Source organism: Bacillus luti (assembly GCF_009739945.1).
Taxonomy (GTDB): Bacteria; Bacillota; Bacilli; order Bacillales; family Bacillaceae_G; genus Bacillus_A; species Bacillus_A luti.
This window is the reverse complement of the sequence record NZ_CP040336.1, coordinates 4,648,996-4,666,496: the sequence shown is the minus strand read 5'-3', so window position 1 is coordinate 4,666,496 and position 17,501 is coordinate 4,648,996. Positions and strand designations below refer to the sequence as shown.

The 17,501-nt window shown below is 35.2% G+C and carries 16 protein-coding genes; 9 read left to right on the top strand and 7 right to left on the bottom strand.

The features are described from left to right. Positions 1–51: 51 nt before the first annotated feature. Both EUC40_RS23615 and EUC40_RS23610 read right to left on the bottom strand, forming a co-directional pair. Positions 52–2,718, bottom strand: a complete 2,667-nt coding sequence (locus EUC40_RS23615; protein ID WP_156576736.1) for a cation-translocating P-type ATPase — start codon at positions 2,716–2,718, stop codon at positions 52–54. A gap of 192 nt (positions 2,719–2,910) precedes the next feature. After that, positions 2,911–3,135, bottom strand: coding sequence for a DUF1128 domain-containing protein (locus EUC40_RS23610; RefSeq protein ID WP_000366197.1), 225 nt, complete (start codon positions 3,133–3,135; stop codon positions 2,911–2,913). Positions 3,136–3,307: 172 nt separating this feature from the next. Here EUC40_RS23610 and EUC40_RS23605 point away from each other — a divergent pair, with 172 nt between their 5' ends. Genes EUC40_RS23605 through EUC40_RS23595 form a run of 3 tightly spaced genes read left to right on the top strand, consistent with a single transcriptional unit; the run spans position 3,308 to position 5,211 of the window. Next, positions 3,308–3,772, top strand: a complete 465-nt coding sequence (locus EUC40_RS23605; RefSeq protein ID WP_000250918.1) for a low molecular weight protein-tyrosine-phosphatase — start codon at positions 3,308–3,310, stop codon at positions 3,770–3,772. A gap of 53 nt (positions 3,773–3,825) precedes the next feature. Next, entirely contained in the window at positions 3,826–4,341 is a 516-nt protein-coding gene (locus EUC40_RS23600; RefSeq protein WP_001085401.1) for a DUF4075 domain-containing protein, read from the top strand. 6 nt (positions 4,342–4,347) lie between these two features. Next, the gene (locus EUC40_RS23595) at positions 4,348–5,211 is read left to right on the top strand and encodes a YihY/virulence factor BrkB family protein (RefSeq protein ID WP_071710472.1); all 864 of its coding nucleotides are present in this window, start codon (positions 4,348–4,350) and stop codon (positions 5,209–5,211) included. A gap of 190 nt (positions 5,212–5,401) precedes the next feature. On the opposite strand, the gene EUC40_RS23590 is transcribed toward EUC40_RS23595, so the two are convergent. Beyond that, a complete protein-coding gene (locus EUC40_RS23590; RefSeq protein ID WP_156576735.1) occupies positions 5,402–7,327 on the bottom strand; it encodes a heavy metal translocating P-type ATPase in 1,926 nt (641 codons plus the stop codon). A 272-nt stretch (positions 7,328–7,599) separates the two neighbouring features. Here EUC40_RS23590 and EUC40_RS23585 point away from each other — a divergent pair, with 272 nt between their 5' ends. From EUC40_RS23585 to lepB, 3 genes are all read left to right on the top strand, one after another. Beyond that, complete coding sequence (locus tag EUC40_RS23585; protein ID WP_000845683.1) at positions 7,600–8,550, top strand: DMT family transporter; 951 nt, start codon at positions 7,600–7,602, stop codon at positions 8,548–8,550. A 120-nt stretch (positions 8,551–8,670) separates the two neighbouring features. After that, a complete protein-coding gene (locus EUC40_RS23580) occupies positions 8,671–9,351 on the top strand; it encodes a lysoplasmalogenase (RefSeq protein WP_156576734.1) in 681 nt (226 codons plus the stop codon). A gap of 249 nt (positions 9,352–9,600) precedes the next feature. Further along, entirely contained in the window at positions 9,601–10,137 is a 537-nt protein-coding gene (gene lepB / locus EUC40_RS23575; RefSeq protein ID WP_071710469.1) for a signal peptidase I, read from the top strand. A 41-nt stretch (positions 10,138–10,178) separates the two neighbouring features. On the opposite strand, the gene EUC40_RS23570 is transcribed toward lepB, so the two are convergent. Continuing rightward, on the bottom strand, positions 10,179–12,941 hold the full coding sequence (locus EUC40_RS23570) for a tetratricopeptide repeat protein (protein WP_156576733.1): 2,763 nt from the start codon (positions 12,939–12,941) through the stop codon (positions 10,179–10,181). A gap of 486 nt (positions 12,942–13,427) precedes the next feature. Between EUC40_RS23570 and EUC40_RS23565 the strand changes: the two genes are divergently transcribed. Continuing rightward, positions 13,428–14,021: a DedA family protein gene (locus tag EUC40_RS23565; RefSeq protein ID WP_156576732.1), complete on the top strand. Its 594-nt coding sequence runs from the start codon at positions 13,428–13,430 to the stop codon at positions 14,019–14,021. A 10-nt stretch (positions 14,022–14,031) separates the two neighbouring features. On the opposite strand, the gene EUC40_RS23560 is transcribed toward EUC40_RS23565, so the two are convergent. The 3 genes from EUC40_RS23560 to EUC40_RS23550 all read right to left on the bottom strand — a co-directional run bounded on the left by EUC40_RS23560 (position 14,032) and on the right by EUC40_RS23550 (position 15,371). Further along, positions 14,032–14,460 carry an EamA family transporter gene (locus tag EUC40_RS23560; protein WP_156576731.1) on the bottom strand — a complete coding sequence of 143 codons (429 nt, stop codon included), beginning with the start codon at positions 14,458–14,460 and terminating at the stop codon, positions 14,032–14,034. A 193-nt stretch (positions 14,461–14,653) separates the two neighbouring features. Next, positions 14,654–14,800 (bottom strand): BH0509 family protein, encoded by a 147-nt coding sequence (locus EUC40_RS23555; RefSeq protein WP_000817786.1) that lies wholly within the window; start codon positions 14,798–14,800, stop codon positions 14,654–14,656. Positions 14,801–14,954: 154 nt separating this feature from the next. Further along, on the bottom strand, positions 14,955–15,371 hold the full coding sequence (locus tag EUC40_RS23550; RefSeq protein WP_156576730.1) for a pyridoxamine 5'-phosphate oxidase family protein: 417 nt from the start codon (positions 15,369–15,371) through the stop codon (positions 14,955–14,957). Between the two features lie 176 nt (positions 15,372–15,547). On the opposite strand from EUC40_RS23550, the gene cax reads away from it, so the two are divergent. Both cax and EUC40_RS23540 read left to right on the top strand, forming a co-directional pair. Next, positions 15,548–16,603 (top strand): calcium/proton exchanger, encoded by a 1,056-nt coding sequence (cax, locus tag EUC40_RS23545; RefSeq protein ID WP_071710494.1) that lies wholly within the window; start codon positions 15,548–15,550, stop codon positions 16,601–16,603. Positions 16,604–16,683: 80 nt separating this feature from the next. Continuing rightward, positions 16,684–17,481, top strand: a complete 798-nt coding sequence (locus tag EUC40_RS23540; RefSeq protein WP_033665075.1) for a YfkD famly protein — start codon at positions 16,684–16,686, stop codon at positions 17,479–17,481. Positions 17,482–17,501: the final 20 nt, after the last annotated feature.

Genomic DNA, 17,501 nt, shown 5'->3' with positions numbered 1-17,501 from the left:
GCAAATAGTGGGATAAATGAAAAGGCAATGAGGACTAGTCCTCATTGCCTTTTAGTTTCTCTTCACAAATTTAATGATTTCATTCACAACAAGCGGAATGATACTTAATAAGAGAACAAATCCCCAATCTCGTATCGTTAATGCATGCACACCGAATATATTGGCAAGAGGTGGGATGGAAATGATACAAGCTTGCATAAGAACACCGATAAGAAGGGAGAAGACTAAATATTTATTTGTAAAGATCCCAATTGAAAAAATCGATTTCGTTCTTGAACGCAAGTTAAATGAATGAACGAGCTGAGAAAAACTAAGAACGACAAATGCCATCGTTTGAGCATGTAATAGGGCATCTTCATCAATTCGCTCTGGGAAAAGAGGGAATAAATTTGTATCTCCAGTATAGAATTTTGCTCCGGCGATAAAGGCTATTAGCGTTAAAAGTCCAATGACAGCCCCATTGAAAATAAGAAAAGGGATGCTACCGCTAAATAGGCTTTCTTTCGCACGTCGTGGCTTTTCCTTCATCACATCTGAATCTTCAGGGTCAACACCAAGTGATAGTGCAGGAAGTGTGTCGGTAATTAAATTGACCCACAAAATGTGGATTGGGCGTAATGGTGTCGCCCAGCCAAGTAAAATGGCTAAAAATAAAGCGATAATTTCTCCAAAGTTACAAGAGAGTAGGAAAAGAATTGATTTTTTTATGTTGCGATAAATATTTCTACCTTCCTCAACAGCTTTCACGATAGATGAGAAATTATCATCTGTTAACACGACATCTGCAGCCCCTTTTGCAACGTCTGTTCCTGTAATACCCATCGCTACGCCAACATCTGCTTGCTTTAAAGATGGAGCGTCATTGACGCCATCACCAGTCATAGAAACGATATTTCCTTTCGCGCGTAATGCTTTTACGATTTTTACTTTATGCTCTGGAGAGACCCTAGCAAATACATTTAAGTGATTAATTTTGCTTGCTAGTTCTGTATCTGAAATGTTATCTAATTCAGTTCCTATCATAATTGCAGACTTTTCTTCAGCAATGCCAAGTTCTTTGGCAATTGCAAATGCGGTGTCTTTATGGTCACCAGTAATCATAACTGTGCGAATACCGGCTTTTTTACATTCTGTAATGGAATCTTTTACTTCTGTACGCGGTGGATCAATCATACCGACAAGACCAATAAAGATGAGGTCTTCTTCAAGATGATCTATATCCATATCGCTTGAATTGTATTGTTTAAATGCGAATGAAAGTACTCTTAAAGCTTCTTGCGACATGGACTGAGCAGCTTCCAATATTTGATTTTTATCAGCCTCTGTTAGAACTTCGATTTTACCGTTTTTAAATATGTGAGTACATCTAGGTAAGAGTTTATCGATAGCACCTTTCGTCATGCTATAGTAGCTTTCATCGTATGTATGTACAGTTGACATCATTTTACGATCGGAATCGAAAGGTACTTCGTTAACACGTTTATGCTTATTTTCTAAATCGTCCTTCTGAATGTTAAAAGAGCTTCCCGCAACGAGAAGAGCAATTTCAGTTGGATCTCCGGTTTGTGATTCACTACTATAAGACGCATCATTACATAGCACCATATTTTCTAACAATAGACGTTGCGTATCGTTATTTACATTTAAACTTTCTAAGCGATTGTATGTGGTATCACTATAAAAGTGAGTAACGGTCATTTTATTTTGCGTTAACGTACCAGTTTTATCTGAACAAATAATTGTAACAGACCCAAGCGCTTCAACAGCTGGTAGTTTACGAATGATAACATTTTGTTTGATCATGCGCTGCACACCAATTGCTAGAACGATGGAAACAATAGCTGGTAAGCCTTCTGGAATAGCTGCAACAGCTAAACTAATAGCAGTCATAAACATTTCTAACGTATCTCGTCCTTGTAAAAAACCGATGAGAAACATAACGATACAAATAGCTACAGCGACAAAGCCTAAATACTTACCGACTTGTGCTAAGCTTTTTTGAAGTGGTGTCATATCATCGTCTGCTTCATGTAAAAGGGTAGCAATTTTACCAATTTGTGAATTCATTCCAGTTTCAACAGCAACACCGACACCTCGCCCGTATGTAACAAGAGTAGACATAAAGGCCATATTTTTTTGATCGCCGAGTGGTACTTGTTCATCCGTTTGCATAGAAGGATGATAAAGTGCATCCTTATCAACAGGAACGGACTCACCAGTGAGAGCAGATTCTTCAACTTTTAAATTTGCTGTTTCGATTAGTCGCAAATCACATGGGATATAACGTCCTGCATCGAGCATGACAATATCACCTGGAACGACTTGTTCAGATGGAATTTCTTGTAGCTCACCGCCGCGTTTTACGATAGCTTTAGGCGTTGCCATTTTCTTTAGTGCTTCTAAAGCTTGCTCAGCTTTGGACTCTTGGATAACACCGATAACTGCATTTAATATGACAACGAGTGCGATAATGCTTGCATCGGCCCATTCTCCTACAAAGGCAGAAATAAGGGCGGCGATAAGAAGGACGTATACGAGGACATCATTAATTTGGGCAAAAATCCGTTGCCATAAAGTGCGCTTTTGTTTTGCGATCAACTCATTTGGTCCATACTGCTTTACACGTTCATCTACGCTTTCGTTTGTTAAGCCATTTTGTTCATTTGTTTTAAAATCTGTTAATATTTGATCTTTCGTCTTACTGTACCAATTGCTCATAAGTAAGCACCTCCAGTAAAAACAGTTAGCAATGGTAGTGTTGCTATTATTTGTGAGTAGTATGTATGGAGAAAAAATCTAAGATGAGGTTCTACTTCTATTGTACAGTATTTTACAGTTGGTTGAGGGAAACAGAAGAGTTGTCATGAATTTGTTGGAAATAAAAAAGAGCCTCATATAAGAGAGGCTTTTTTATTTTTTAATTAATGTACCTAATTCTTCTGTAATAGCTTGCATTTCACTAATGCTGAATGTTTCACGTTTCATAACATGCTCATAAATGTCACGTAAGTCTTCGTACATTTCTTCATTAAAGCTAGCAGCTCTCATTGCTCCAGCATTAACCATACGTAATTTTTCTTTAATAGCTTCGACCATATATTCAACGTTTTCTTCTGACTTTACGGATAAATCCACCGAAGTGTCCCCCTTTAAAATAACATAAGGCTATCTTAACATTTTTTATCATTTTCGTTAATGAATCTTTTCAATCCTATTAAATTAGTAGGGATTTCCTTTATATTTAATAATTGGTTGTTTATACTATAAGTATATTAAGAAATGCACCAAGAAGGGAAGAGACAAAAATATGGTTCAAGTATTGTTTGTTTGTCTTGGGAACATTTGCCGTTCTCCGATGGCAGAAGCGATTTTTCGAAATCTTGTCGTAAAAGAGGGACTCGAAGGGAAAATTGTCATTGATTCTGCAGGAACTGGAGATTGGCATATTGGTCATCCGCCACATAAAGGAACACAAAAAATTTTAAAAGAAAATGCAGTCACTTTTGAAGGAATTAAAGCAAGGCAAGTAGAAAAAGAAGACTTAACAAAGTTTGATTATATTATTGCCATGGACAACAAGAATATAGCAGATTTAAAAAGTTTAGGTAAAACTGGAGGCTATATTGGTAGGCTGTCCGATTTTGTTCCAGACGGTGGCTGGACAGACGTTCCCGACCCTTACTATACAGGGAATTTCCAAGAAGTATATGACCTTGTAACAGAAGGGTGTGCAAAGCTATTAGCTTTCATTCGAAATGAACAAGGAATATGAGGAAGCTTAGAAAGAAATACTTTCTAACATAAGAAATGAAAGGGTGAAGGAATATGGCGAAGAAAAATAATATTGCTCGAAATATTGCACTTGGTGTAGCTGCAGGTGTAGCTGTATCTATGTTGAAGAAAGAAAACCGTGAAAAAGTAAAAAATACTGCGGAAAAAGCAAAAACGAAGATGATTGAAATTGGTGAAAATGCAAAGATCAAAGAAAAAGTGCAAACTGTTACAGATAAAGGACGCGAACTTGCTGATTTCAATGTAGTGAAAGCGAAAGTAGCAGAAATCAAAAAATTGACGCCGTCTGTTGTAGAAACGTTAAAAGAAACGAAAGAAATTTTTAGTAAGAAAAAAATTGAGCAAGTAGAAAAGCCAGAAACAATTGAAATTCAAGCTGTATCGTCGAAGGTAGATGAGCTGAAAGCAGAAGAAGAGCCAGTAGTAGCTGAAGATGGTGGTATGAAAGAAGCGCGTGAATTATTTATGAAAGACTCAAATGTAGAGGAAAAAAAAACTGAAGCGTACATTGAGTTAAAGCAAGATAAAGAAGAGAAGAAAAGCGTTTAAACATATATGAAAAAATTTTTAGAAAAGGTGAGGAGAAATCGTACTTATTCGTTTGGTAAAGATTTGTATGACCGAACGATGCGCGATGATGTAGCGGGCTTGGCAGCACAGCTCGCTTATTTCTTCTTGCTTGCGATTTTTCCTGGGCTTGTTTTCTTAATTACGCTTCTTGGATTCATTGACCTTCAAACAGAAAGTGTGCTCAATTTATTAGAACCGTATGTACCGGAAGATGCAATGTACTTAATTGAAGTGAACGTAGATAAAGTTGTAAATGAGCAAAATGGTGGTTTATTATCATTTGGTTTACTATCCATGCTATGGTTTGCTTCAAACGGAGTGAATGCGGTTATGAATGCTTTCAACCGTGCGTATGATGTAACAGAAACACGCTCTTTTATTAAAACGAGAGCGTTATCAATTGTGTTTACATTAGCAATCATTTTTATGATTGTGTTTGCACTCATTGTTCCAGTTTTCGGACAAGTGATTGGGGCAGCGGTATTTAAAGCAATTGGTTTATCGGATAGTTTTTCTTACGTGTGGAGTATTACACGATTAGTAGCGAGTTTCTTCGTACTATTTGCGTTGTTTAGTTTTTTATATACATTTGCACCAGATCGAAAGTTAAAAAGAAGAGAAGTCATTTCAGGAGCAACATTCGCTACTGTAGGATGGATTGTGGTATCGTACTCATTTGCTTATTATGTAGATAAGTTTGCGAATTACGCCAATACATATGGTGGTCTCGGTGGTATCATTATTTTAATGTTATGGTTTTATTTAACTGGATGGGTAATTTTACTTGGCGGTGAAATTAATGGTTTACTCCATCATTATAGAACGGGTGACAATAATTCCCGTAATTAAAAATGAGCTCTTGTTCCATAATAAAAGGGAACAGGGGGGATATTTCATGAGTAATAATAAAAAGAACCACAACAATAAAAATAACAATAAGCAAAAGAGCAGTTCGCATCCAAAGCATAAAACGAGTAGTAGTGCGAACGGGCATAATAGCTACCATTAAAAAAAACGGGTCCTCTATGAGGGACCCGTTTTATTTATTTCCTTTTAATAATCGTAAGCCATTCAAAATCACAAGAATCGTACTTCCTTCATGCCCGATAACACCGAATGGAAGAGCTAAAAATTGCAAGAAATTTGAACAAATAAGCATTGCGATTACAGCTAGCGAAAAGATTACGTTTTGTTTCACAATACGGTTCATTCGTTTTGATAAACGGATTGCTTGCGAAAGTCGAGATAGTTCGTTCTTCATAAGTACAACGTCTGCAGTTTCTAAGGCTACATCAGTTCCTTCACCCATTGCCACACCAATGCTAGCAGTAGCGAGCGCAGGGGCATCATTTATACCGTCTCCGACCATTGCTACTGTACCGTATTTTTCTTTTAACTTTTTAATCGTTTCAACTTTTGTTTCTGGCAAACACGATGCGTAATATTCCTTTATATTACTTTCAGAGGCAATTGCTTTTGCTGTTTCCTCATTATCGCCGGTAATCATAATGGCTTCAACACCAATACTTTGTAAATCACGGATGGCAGCTATTGTTTCTTGACGAAGCGTATCTTTTAAAGCGATAAGTCCAAGAATACCTTCTTCATCACTAATATAAACGACAGTTTTACCTTCTTTTTCAAGCGCGGCATAAATACCATTATGAAATGTCTTTGTTTCTTCACCGATAAAATCAGCTTTACCTATTTTATAAGCTTTGTTTTCGAATATTCCTTTTAGCCCAAAACCAGTTACATCTTCAACATTTTCTGGTTTTATTAATGTAATGTCATACGCATGTTGTGCATATTTCACGATGGATTCAGCTAAAGGATGTGTAGAGTGACTTTCAATTGATGCTGTAATAGAAAGTACTTCTTTTTCTGTTATATTTTCTCGAACATATACATCTGTTACGGTAGGTTTTCCTTCTGTTAATGTTCCTGTTTTATCAAAGGCAATTGCTTTTACTGAGGCGAGGCGTTCTAAATGTATGCCACCTTTAAAGAGAATTCCATTTCTCGCTCCATTAGAAATTGCAGATAAAGTCGCTGGTGTAATGGCAGCAACGAGTGCACAAGGAGAAGCGACTACAAGTAAGATCATAGCGCGATAAAACGTTTCATTCCAGCTCCAGTCAAGTAAGAAATGAGGAACGAACATCATAAGCGCAACAACGATTAGTACCCCTTTTACATATGTTCCTTCAAATTTTTCGATGAATAGTTGTGATGGGGATTTTTCGCTTTGTGCACTTTGAACGAGACGGATAATCTTTTGAAATAGTGTTTGATCGCTCGGCTTCGTAATTATAACTTCGATAGCCCCACGTAAATTTACAGTGCCGGCAAATACTTCATCACCATGTTTTTTTTCATTAGGAATAGGTTCCCCGGTGATAGCTGCTTCATCGATATTTGTTTCACCATTATGAATTGTACCGTCAGCAGGAACGCGTTCTCCAGGTTTAATTAAAATAATGTCGTTAATTTGTAATTGTCTAACAGGAACACGTTCTTCGGTTCCATTTGAAATACGTAATGCTTCTTCAGGTTGTAAATCAAGAAGCGCTGAAATTTCTTTTTGACTTTTACTTAATGTATAAGATTCCATCGCACCGCTTAGTGCGAAGATGAAGATCAAAATAGCACCTTCTGCCCAGTAGCCAATTACTGCAGCCCCAATAGCAGCAAAGAGCATGAGCATTTCGACATTTAGCTCTTTTTCTTCAATGGTATCTTCAATACCTTCTTTCGCTTTTGCATACCCACCAACTATATAAGCAAGGATATAGCAAGTAATACCCACATGTATTGCATCGTTCTTTGTGAGTAACCAGCCAACTAAAATAAAAATACCAGATGCGATTGCAAATATAAGTTCATAGTGCTTTTTTAATGTTTGAATCCAAGATGGAGTAGGTACGTTTTGTTTCGATGGTAATGTTTTTACTTCCGAGTTCATTATTACTCGCCCCTTTCAAATTCTTATTGAGAAGAAGAATCAAAATCGAAACCCCTATAAAACGACGAAAGCTGCCATCCATTAATGGATAGCAGCATTTCTGTTGAAACTAATTTTAATAGTTATTATGTTGTAATTATTCTATAGTATAACATATGTTTTTGAAAGATGGTATGTTTTTGTTTTAAGTATAAACTGAAAACTTGTGTTTTCACAGTTCCTTTGGTATATATGGATATTGTTCATAAAAAGATCGGAAAGGAAGACAACAAGTGAAGACAGAGAAATTTTTTACCCATCCGATTGGCGTATTTATTGCTGCAATAGTAGCAACTTTTTTATGGGGGAGCGCATTCCCTTTCATTAAATTAAGTTATGCTGAACTTGGAATTCAGCCACAAGAAGTTGGAGAGCAAATATTATTTGCTGGTTATCGCTTCTTCTTATCTGGAGTCATGCTCTTATGCTTTTTTAAAGTGTTAGGAAAAGATATGAACTTCAAAAAAGGAACGGGGAAACAGTTAGTACAAATTGGTTTATTTCAAACATTTCTTCAATATATATGTTTTTATATCGGAATGAGTTATAGTTCGGGAATTGAAGGAGCTATTATTTCGGGCACATCATCATTCTTTCAAATTATACTCGCGCACTTTTTATATAAAGATGATGCTCTCAATATGAGAAAAATAATTGGAGTCTCTATCGGCTTTTGTGGTGTCGTTTTAGTAAATGTACCGAGTGATGGTAGTTTATCATTCCATTTCGGAATCGGTAGTTTATTACTTCTTAGTGCAGCAATGCTGTATTCTTATGGGAATATATTGGCGAAAGAAGGTAGCAAAACGTTAGATGTTGGATATATGACAGCATATCAAATGATTTTTGGGTCAATAGGATTGTTATGTATAGGAGTATTTCAAGTAGGTGCAATGCCATTTACATTTAGTTTACATGCAATACTTATGCTAATCTATTTATCTTTCTTATCTGCAGCTGGTTTTTGCATCTGGAATACAATTATGAAGTACAATAAGGTTGGACAAGTATCAATGTATATGTTCTTTATACCTGTATTTGGTGTATTATTATCGAGTATGATTTTAGGAGAAACAATTCATTCATTTGTATTATTCGGTTTAGCATGTGTAGCTGCGGGAATTATCGTGGTGAATAGAACGCCAGCTAAGCAAAAAATAGAGCAAGAAAAACAAGTAGCATAGATAAAGGGAAAACGATTACAATGGAAGAACAGTACTGTTCTTCTTTTTATATAGAAAAAGGATAATAGACTAGGTGCAACGAAAAAAGATACAAAAAGCATTTATTGAGGAGAACATATTATGAACGTACTTTACATGGTGTTAATCGGGCAAATCATTCTTTTTTTCATGGGGGCGATTTATGCAATACGGCAGACAAAAAGAACGAAGGAAAATATGCCGTTGCCTTTAGCAATTCGCCTTGTTCTTAGTTTTTCTTTAACAGGTAGTGCCATTTTCATATGGTTACAAGACCCATCGGCAGAATATAGTACGTGGGTTGCGCTTGGTATGACTTTATCGACTGTAGGAGATTTGTTTATGGCCGGATTAATTCCAATTGGTCACAGGCTAATTGGAGGGATGGTTACTTTTGCTCTTGCTCATTGTTTTTATGTAAAAGCATTTTTGCAAACAGGAATTTCGTGGAATGGTTTTTGGATTGGTTTACTCGTATATGGACTTTTTCTCATTATAGGATGGTTCTTTTTTATCCGAAATGAAAAACAGGATAAGTTGTTTACGATAGGAGCTCTCGTATACGGATTATGGGTTGGAGGAATGGCTTGCTTTGCATTCGCCTTATATTACGGGAATTCAGGCATATGGTGGGCACCAGCGTTTGGTGGTTTATTGTTTGTGATTTCAGACTTCATTATTGGCGTAACAGATATTGGTGGACGCAAACTGAAGTATGAACCACTTTGGATTTGGTTTACATATGTCGCGGCTCAAATGTGTATTGTATATGTAGGATTATAAAAAAGATACTCTCAAAAATAGTAGATTAACTATTTTGAGAGTATCTTTTTTATTACTATGCTCCAGTCGAATTTGAGGTAGAAGTCGGGCTGCCTATAAAATCACGATTAGTGAGGGGTGATTAAAGTTTCACTTTATGAGGATGTTATTTTGAAGTTTGTAATATCGCGATTATATAATTCAGAATTTTATGGAAATTAATCAACAAAAGTCCTTATAATAAAAGTAAAAAGATGATGAGATGGTGGAATGATGCAAAAGAAAAAGCGTTGGCGTGAATTCTTTGGAACAATTGCAATCGCATGTTTATTGGTATTTTTGGCGAAAATTTTTGTGTTTTTTCCTACGACTGTAAAAGGAGCATCTATGAGGCCAACGTTACAAGATGGGGATAAGGTAATTATTAATAAGTTAGCAAAACAATTTGAAAGCTATGAAAGGGAAGACATTATTGTTGTGAAGACAGATAATTTTTATGTGAAAAGAGTGATTGGTTTACCTGGAGATATAATTGAGATGAGAAACGATCAATTATATGTGAATCATGAAGTGAAAAATGAAGAGTATTTGCACAGTAATAAAAAACAAGCGGAAAAAAAACTTATGAATTTAACAGAGGACTTTGGGCCGATTACAGTTCCTAAAAATAAGATTTTTGTTATGGGTGATAATCGCTTAATAAGCAGAGATAGTAGAAATGGTTTAGGGCTTATTGATAGAGCAGATGTATTAGGAAAGTTAGCAGCTATTTATTATCCATTTGAACATATGAAAATAATAAATTAAAGTAAAAACCAAGCAAATTGCAGTTTGCTTGGTTTTTTCTGTTAAATAGTAGGAGATTCGTTGGATACAAAGACATGTTCATGTTTCTTAGTAGTACTTAAAACGAACTTATGCTGTAGCAATTGTAGTTTAAATAATGCTAAAGGATCATGATATGTTTCTGGATTGCTTCTTAGTGTTGCCAATGTTTGTTCGTCTGTTTCAATCTCAAGATGAGCTGTTTCCACATTTTGTTTCAATATACTAAGTGGATCTTTAAAGAACATCATGATATCACGTTCTAATGCTCCTTCAAATACTTCAAATTGAAGGAAGAATTGTTTTGAGATTGCTTGAGCAATTTCTGTATAATCCTCTGTTTCAATATATTGTTTATATTTGTTTGCGAGCATAGATTGGTTTTTCTGCATATTACCAAATAGTTTTCCAGCACTTTTTAAGAAAAATTGTGTCGGTGTAAAGCGTAATAAAATATTGATGTTCGTTACTGTAATTCGATTTGTCATTCGTACAACATCTCGATTCCAATCATCTAATAATTTGAAATCACAAGGAAGTTTCATACGTTCTTCTTTATAGAGTTTATTGAAAGTTTCGCTCATTTCATCTAAATAAGCTTGTGCTTGAATAAATTCGTTATGAGCTGTTTCAATCCATTCTTGAATAGACCCAGTAAATTTAGGAAGAAGGACTTGTTGCACATGTTTTTGAATTCGTTCGTTCATTGCCGTATTTAATTCTTCATGAACTAATTTAAAATCACTATCTTCTTGAACAAGGTCAGAGCAACTCTGTAATAATTCAGGAATTTGAGAATGTATATCTCGTGTAATTTCTTCTTTCGTTAATAGATAGGATTCTGTAATCGAACGAATTTTATCTTTTTCAAGAGCAGTAAGATTGTTAATAAATCCATTTAGTTTTACTGAGATATGTTTATTCCAGCGTACTGCTTTCACTAATGTATTTTCTAATTCCACACGTTCATTCACAAGGTATGCGATTGTCTTTTGAGTAAACCATATTAGTTTTTCTATACGTTCTTGTTCCATGTTGCGTTTTGCAAGATTAGAGAGAACAGATTCTGTTACATCCCCAAGTTGCTGGCTACTCTCTTGTGAAGGAGAGTATGGGAAGAATTGTGCATTTGGGAAATGAACTTTAAGTTTACTAATTAATTTTTCATTAGTAGTCGTATTATTCGTATGTAATACGAAGTGAATTTTTAAGTTTGGCACCTGTTCACGTAAATAAAGTAATGTATCAAGTTCTTCACCATGTAATGGTGAAGCAGAATTCAATACGTAAAGGAGGCTATCTGCTGCTTGTAAGTATTCAAAATAGGAGCTATTTTTATCCAATTGTCCCTGAATAGATGGTGTAACAAGAAATGCAAACTTATTTTTTCTTAAAAATCTACTTGGTAGCTTAATTTCTATACATTTTTTCTCAAGTTCTAACTGGGAAGATGTAGCCATTATTTGATGGAGCTCATCAAAGTTCGGTATATTTCGTACATCCAACTCATTGAACTCTGTTATTTCAGTTTGGCTATCGTCTTTAAATAAAATAGGAGTTGTTAAAGTCTCAGTTAAGATATTTTCTCCTAATATGGAATTGACGAATGATGCTTTATCATGGTCACTAGTGCCAGCTATTAGTAGTTGTGTAACATTTAAATCGCATAGTTCATGGACGAGTAGCGTAAATTGATGACTTAAATCTACATCATTTTTCTCAGCCCAAACAGCAATTGTTTCGAATAAATGAGAAACGGTTTCCATATTAACATTCTCTTCAGCTGATGAATTAGAAAGTAAAGCACCAGCACTTTTTACGAGTAATGATTCTAAAGTTGTAGGTGAAACTTCATTCCATGCTAACACTGCCGCAGAGACAATTAGAGAATCTTTTGTTTTCATTAAGCTAAACCAATTTGTTAATAAATCTGGTACAAGTCCTTGTAATTCATGCATAAAATGCTCACCAGTAATTAATGCAAAGTATGTCTCTTGGTAGCGAGAGGAGATTTCAGACCAATCATCATTATTATCTGTTTCAATATGTAAGAATAAGTGATTTATCGTTTGAATCCATGGTAGATACAACGTTTCATCTTGATAGCTATTCCAAAGAGCAATAACAAGTTCTTTAAATTGTACTTGATCAATTGTATATAGAGCTTTTAAAGACTCATAGAAATATTCTGGTTTAATTTGTTTAGTAAACCCTTGATTCACATAATTAATTAAAGTATCGAACCAGTGTAATGAGTTTGTTCGAATTCCTTCTTGAACTGCAAGCTCTATAGCGTTATTCCAATCTTCCTGTTTTTCATAGAAAGAGCGAGCAATGGCAGTAATATTTGGATAGTCAGGTTGAAATGCGACAGCCTCACTAATGGTTTTAAATGCTAGTCCTAAACGATCTTGTTCGATATAAAGAGAAAGGAGTTGCAGGGAAACTTCCATCGTAAGAGTCGTATCTTCTGTTTGAATAGATTGATACATTTCTTCTGCTTTTGGTAAGAATCCTAGTTCAAAATAAGCGTCTGCAATATTTTTGGTTGCCCAAAGTGCAAGGTCGTTATTTACTTTGTCCCATTTAAATATGGCTGCTTCAAAGTCTTTATTTTGGTAATAAAATTCACCTTGAGCAAAGCGGACATTAGAAATGTTTGAGAATTCATTTTTTGATTCATTTATATATGCTTCACCAAGTACTTCCGATACTGGAGTAGAAGTTTCTTCTGTTAAAAATGTTTTATAGTAAACCTTTTGGATAAATTGATTTTCAATGGTCATGTTCGTTCCCCCTGTATAATTTAGAAAAATGATGTTGTATGTTAAAGGGCGCATGTTTTTTTATAGGTAGAAGTTGCATTATATAGACCAAACTATGTTTTTGCTAGATATATCATTTTTCCTGAGAGTTAAACCGTTGCGAAAAGTAACTTTTCTTTATTGTAACAAAAAAACAAGCATATGAATTTTTATTTTTTAATCCGGCTGTTTGCAAGTAGTAAGAATTTCATCTCAAAATTGGATGAATATAAGGGAATAAAGTCGGAATTGGGCTGTCCGTAACAGCCCGATTCGTGCGGGCTAATAAGTAGTGGAGATGAACAAAACCCTCACTAATTAAAGTCGTTTTTTATCTCATCTAAAGGGATGAATAGAAGTAGAGTTCATTATAAAAACAATGTATAGTGAATATGTATACCATGTTTGTCTTAAAGATAGAAAGGGCACAATGTGGAATAACGATCGTGCATAGGATGTGTCTTCCGAATGGAACAACATATTGGCGAGTTAATCGCGCATTATGGGTATTTTGGAATTATTATAGCTTTGGCTGGTGGGATTGTAGGATTACCGATACCAGACGAGTTTTTATTGACCTTTGTTGGTTATAACGTTTCAAAAGGAGTTATGTCAGGGACGGCTGCTTTTTTAAGCGGGATGGCTGGTGCAATGTTAGGTATTACATTAAGCTACATATTAGGTTTAAAACTGGGACTTCCTGTTTTAAAAAAATATGGGCCGAAAATTAGAATTAAAGAACATCACATTGAAAAAACACATATTTTATTTGAAAAATATGGACCATTTCTTTTAATGATTGGTTACTTTATCCCAGGAGTCCGTCATTTAACAGCGTATTTTGCTGGGGTGTCGAATTTAACACTTTGGCGTTTTTGCTTGTATGCTTACGGTGGTGCAGTCATTTGGATAAGTGTTTTTATCGGGCTTGGCTGGAAGCTAGGAGAGAAGTGGCGTTTCGTTGAGTATAGTTTACATCATTATGGAATATGGATTTTATTCATTTCAGTAGTTGTTGCATGTATTGTGTGGTTTTACATAAAGAAAAAGAAAAACCGCTAATAGCGGTTTTTTAGCTGAAAGCAATAAGTAGTACACCAGCTGTAATAAAGACTACACCAACGCCAGTCATAAAGTTTAACTTCTCACCGAGTATAATCATCGCGAGAATAATAGAAAACACTACACTTAATTTATCGACAGGGGCTACTTGAGAAACCTTTCCTGTTTTTAAGGCAAGAAAATAAAATAGCCATGACGAAGCACCTGCAACCCCACTTAATGTGATAAAGAGCAGTGCTTTTTTATTTAGCAGTACGTCGCCAATATTTTGAAATTTACCTTGTATAATAATAACGCCCACCATAAATAATGCCATAATAATAGAACGAACCGTTGTCGCAACATTGGCATCGATTCCATCTAAACCAATCTTTCCGAAAATAGATACAAGGGCAGCGGCAATTGCTGATAATAGTGCGAATAAGAGCCATGAACTCATAGTAAAATTCCTCCAATCTTACATTATTATACATGAAAACCATTCTCATGTATAAAGTGAAACTTTAATCGGTAGGGGTTCATCGCTCACTGATTATTAGCCTTCACCAATTGGGTGATTACTGCTGCAAATCGCGTGATAAATAACGAAAGAATCCCCACCTTATTTTTTTAATAAGATGGGGATTCTTATACTACTCTGCAATTTCCTCATATAAAAAGTACGTTACATTATAAATATGCTCTACTTCATCGTCCGTCATAAATAATAATTCGTCACGTTCAATCCCTTTTTTCTTTTCGATAAACTCAATCATATTTTTTCTTTCTTCTCTTTTCATCAATTTTATTTCTCCTCTCAATCTGTTTTAATACAGTTTATTTAAGTTACTGCTATTATATAACAGAATCTTTAGAAAGTTCCACCTATTTTATTGTTTTTTTCAGAAGAACTTTTCGACAAAACAAGCCCACCTAAAGGGGGCTTGTTTTATTTTATAGTCGTAAAAACTCGGGCTCCGTCGTACCAGCACCATCGATGTAATAAATTGTGTCAGGATTGATTTTAATTAGTACATAATTAGGGTCTTCAGGACCGAGTAACCAGCGTTTTAAACTATTATTCCAAAACTTGTTTTTTAATGTGGAGTCTTCCTCGATGGAGGCTAAGCCCTCAACTTCAATATAATCTTCATCTAATTTTTTTCCTTCACGCCCAAGTAGTACATATACATTTGGATTTTTTTCGATATCTGTTATCTTTTTTGATTTTCGATCTGTTGCAACATATAGTACAAAATCTTCATGGAAAAACATCATAAAGGCGCTGTGAGGTTTATTTTCACGTATAGTAGATAATACACCGGTTCGTTGACCGCAAATAATTGTTTCAATTTTTTCTTTTAAATGCATGCTTTTAGCCTCTTTTCATACTTTGTAATTTTCTTCGTCTAAATAAAAATGAAGTATCTTTCATACTCTTTTCATCAACATGATTTTTTAAACGTAATTGTGATGAAATCGGACAAGTTAGGAGAAGAATAATAATAATATCGAGGAGAAATACATACGATGGAAGGATGAAAAGCATGTTTAATAAAATATTTCTTATCGTAGCGCTTATTGGGGTACCACTTTCTGTACTTGGAAAAACACTTCATTGGCCTCAAACAATTATGTTCGCTGTGTATTGTATTACGATTATCGCATTAGCGGGTTTTATGGGCAGAGCGACAGAGAGTTTGGCAATTGTCTCTGGACCTAGAATAGGCGGATTATTAAATGCTACTTTCGGTAATGCTGTTGAACTGATCATTTCGATTTTTGCACTTCAAGCGGGATTAATTGAAGTGGTGTTAGCCTCTTTAACAGGATCTGTACTTGGAAATTTACTATTAGTAGGAGGACTATCTTTCTTTGTAGGAGGTCTTAAATACAAAAGGCAAAGTTTTAATGTGTATGATGCAAGGCATAATTCAGCTTTATTAATATTTGCTGTTGTCGTAGCTTTTGTTATTCCAGAGATTTTTTCGATGAAGATGGATGCCGGAAAGACCTATCAATTAAGTATCGGTGTTTCTATTATTATGATTATTATGTACCTTGCTGCTTTGTTCTTTAAGTTAGTTACGCACCGTGGTGTATATCAACATAAAAGTGATGAAGTAGCGCATGAGGAAGAGCCAGAGTGGTCAAAAGGTAAAGCATTACTCGTTTTAGCAATAGCGACAATTGCGGTAGCTTATGTGTCAGAAGCGCTCGTGCATACATTTGAAACAGTCGCGAAATCATTTGGCTGGTCAGAGTTATTTATAGGGGTTATTATCGTTGCGATTGTTGGGAATGCAGCAGAACATGCATCTGCAATTATTATGGCTTATAAAAATAAAGTGAATATTGCAGTTGAAATTGCAGTAGGTTCTACATTACAAATTGCCATGTTTGTTGCTCCTGTATTAGTACTGCTATCCATGTTTTTTGCAAACAGGATGCCTTTAGTGTTTACCATACCAGAACTTGTTTCTATGATTACAGCTGTTTTCTTAACGATAGCGATTTCAAATGATGGAGATACAAACTGGTTTGAAGGAGGAACTTTATTGGCGGCATATGTCATTATGGGAATTGGTTTTTATTTATTGTGAAAAGTAGGCATAACAATTGTACCCAGAGAAAACAATAAACAAAGTAGTATTATACCTTTACGTAGGAAGGAGCCAGACAGGTGAAACGAGTATACAGCATATGTCTTTCAATTATGTTCTCGTTTATTTTATTATTTCCTAACAGTAGTTTTGCAAAGACGACAGTAGAAGTAAAAGTGCCTTCATCTGTTTTAAATATTTCAAAAGATAATACATTTCCAAATGACGCACAAGATTTGCCGCGTTTACAGCCGAGTAAATTTGCTCAAGAATTATTGAAAACAGCAAACATTAAAATTGAAAATCCAGACTTAATTCGGATGTTTAACGAAACGACAATTTCAAATGCACCACTTGCTGTAGGGTACAGGGCAAAAATTTATTTAGGGCAATGGGCATTAAATTATGAATCGATAGATACATCAATTAATTGGGAATATAAGCAAGTGAATCGCAATGTGTATGATAATCGTGGAGGAGATCGCTTATATCCACTTCGCTATAAACAAGAAACGCAAAAGACGGTTGAGGGTGATTTAACAGCCGACATGAAAAATTCTACAGATGTGAAAAAAATGATGCTTCTAAAAGCACTTGAAAAGGTACAATTGCCTCTTTCATTTAAAACGACTGTTGGTTATGGTACGGGACATGAGCGTGTGTATAATATTAGTCCGAGTCAACTTGGATATTTATACGCTTATACACCAGCTGTAAATGAAAAAGGAAAAGTAACATTCGGAGAAGTGTACCTTGTGTTAAAGGGAAACCAAAAAAGGCTTGTTGTGAAAAATATTACCTCGCAAGGAATTGGAGCTGCAATTCCAATTCATGATCATTTATATTTTAAATTCATTTCATCTTCTCACTCGCAATAACGTGAAAAACGTCAGCTTAT

Bases quoted from the DNA above. Each gene is read 5' to 3' on its own strand.
- EUC40_RS23615 (WP_156576736.1), bottom strand. From the start codon at position 2,718: ATGAGCAATTGGTACAGTAAGACGAAAGATCAAATATTAACAGATTTT.
- EUC40_RS23605 (WP_000250918.1), top strand. From the start codon at position 3,308: ATGGTTCAAGTATTGTTTGTTTGTCTTGGGAACATTTGCCGTTCTCCG.
- EUC40_RS23600 (WP_001085401.1), top strand. From the start codon at position 3,826: ATGGCGAAGAAAAATAATATTGCTCGAAATATTGCACTTGGTGTAGCT.
- EUC40_RS23595 (WP_071710472.1), top strand. From the start codon at position 4,348: ATGAAAAAATTTTTAGAAAAGGTGAGGAGAAATCGTACTTATTCGTTT.
- EUC40_RS23590 (WP_156576735.1), bottom strand. From the start codon at position 7,327: ATGAACTCGGAAGTAAAAACATTACCATCGAAACAAAACGTACCTACT.
- EUC40_RS23580 (WP_156576734.1), top strand. From the start codon at position 8,671: ATGAACGTACTTTACATGGTGTTAATCGGGCAAATCATTCTTTTTTTC.
- lepB (WP_071710469.1), top strand. From the start codon at position 9,601: ATGATGCAAAAGAAAAAGCGTTGGCGTGAATTCTTTGGAACAATTGCA.
- EUC40_RS23570 (WP_156576733.1), bottom strand. From the start codon at position 12,941: ATGACCATTGAAAATCAATTTATCCAAAAGGTTTACTATAAAACATTT.
- EUC40_RS23565 (WP_156576732.1), top strand. From the start codon at position 13,428: ATGGAACAACATATTGGCGAGTTAATCGCGCATTATGGGTATTTTGGA.
- EUC40_RS23560 (WP_156576731.1), bottom strand. From the start codon at position 14,460: ATGAGTTCATGGCTCTTATTCGCACTATTATCAGCAATTGCCGCTGCC.
- EUC40_RS23555 (WP_000817786.1), bottom strand. From the start codon at position 14,800: ATGAAAAGAGAAGAAAGAAAAAATATGATTGAGTTTATCGAAAAGAAA.
- EUC40_RS23550 (WP_156576730.1), bottom strand. From the start codon at position 15,371: ATGCATTTAAAAGAAAAAATTGAAACAATTATTTGCGGTCAACGAACC.
- cax (WP_071710494.1), top strand. From the start codon at position 15,548: ATGTTTAATAAAATATTTCTTATCGTAGCGCTTATTGGGGTACCACTT.